Consider the following 1,303-nt stretch of genomic DNA (forward strand, 5'->3'; position numbering starts at 1 on the left):
TCCCATTCCGAACACAGAAGTTAAGCCCACCAGCGCCGATGGTACTGCTAACGCGGGAGAGTAGGCCGCCGCCAGTTTTTATTTTATTTTTAAAAATCCTTTATCATAACGATAAAGGATTTTTTTTGTTTTATATCCAAAGAAGCTCTCAGCGGACTTCTTTATTTTTAATGGAATTTATTCTTTTTGATGAGAACGGGCTAAAGCCCGTCCCTATTGAATACTTTATGGCTTAATACTCCTATTATTATCCCTTACTCTCTTTTATCCAAATCCTGTTCTTATCTGTTATGGGCTCTTTTTCCAGAATCATCAGAACATCTGATCTCTTCATGCTTTTGTCATTCTGAAAGAATCTAAACAGTTGAAAGGCTACATACACAGGATATTCTCATTTTCCCAGAGAACAAAAGCTTATATTATCAACATACTGTCTGAATTTCTTATGGAAATCGAAGATACGATATCGCCAATGGTAAATTGGATAGCGATAGATATGTTGGGAGAATTGATAAGCTCATGATATTTATTTAAGAATGAAACTCAATATTTAGCTAAAGGTCAGTATAAATTCCTTTTATTTGAATCATTGTATTTGTAATGTTAGCTTTCAGTTTATACCATGATATTCATTCATTTCTATTTGATTGATTTTTTTAACTCGTTATAAAAATCTTCTCCGAACTTAAAATTAAATATCTATTTTCTTGTTACATTTTGAATATCTAAGCAATTCCAAATCAATCATCGGCTTTTTTATATTATATTTTCTAATTAATATTACTCATTGTGGATAAGTGTTAATAAGTATGTAAAAGTAATTCAATCAATTATTTATGTTGTACAGTTACCAACAATTGAATAATGTGTGTAAACTTTATGTTAAATAAACTTGTTTTGCGTTGTTATAAGTTGCTATCTTTGCCCCACTGAAAAACGAAAGAGACTCAGTAAGCGCAGAAGAGCTTTTAGATAAGCAAAAACGATATACTTTTAAGGAGAGGCAGACGAAAAAAACTTTTAATTTTTATCAGATAAAAGTTGCGGGTTAAAATAAAGTTTGTATCTTTGCAGTCCCAATTAAGGGAGCGCAGAAGGGTAGAGAGATTGAGGTTTAGGAAGGGATTAAGGTTACTTAAAAAACTTTAAAATTTTCTTCAGAAACATTTGGTCAGTTCAAAATAAAGTTTTACTTTTGCACTCGCAAATACGGAGCGACACTGACAGAAAAGATTGCTACGTTAAAAAGCGGAAGATATAAAGATCATTGACATACAATATAACAACCAAGTAAGGAAAAACT

1 rRNA gene is annotated in these 1,303 nt (G+C 31.5%); it reads left to right on the forward strand.

What is annotated here, in order from left to right:
* Nucleotides 1–77, forward strand: a 5S ribosomal RNA gene (gene rrf / locus BBI00_RS23815); the annotation flags it as partial.
* Between the last annotated feature and the right edge of the window lie 1,226 nt (nucleotides 78–1,303).

Origin of the sequence: Chryseobacterium arthrosphaerae (assembly GCF_001684965.1) — a bacterium.
Lineage (GTDB): Bacteria > Bacteroidota > Bacteroidia > Flavobacteriales > Weeksellaceae > Chryseobacterium > Chryseobacterium arthrosphaerae.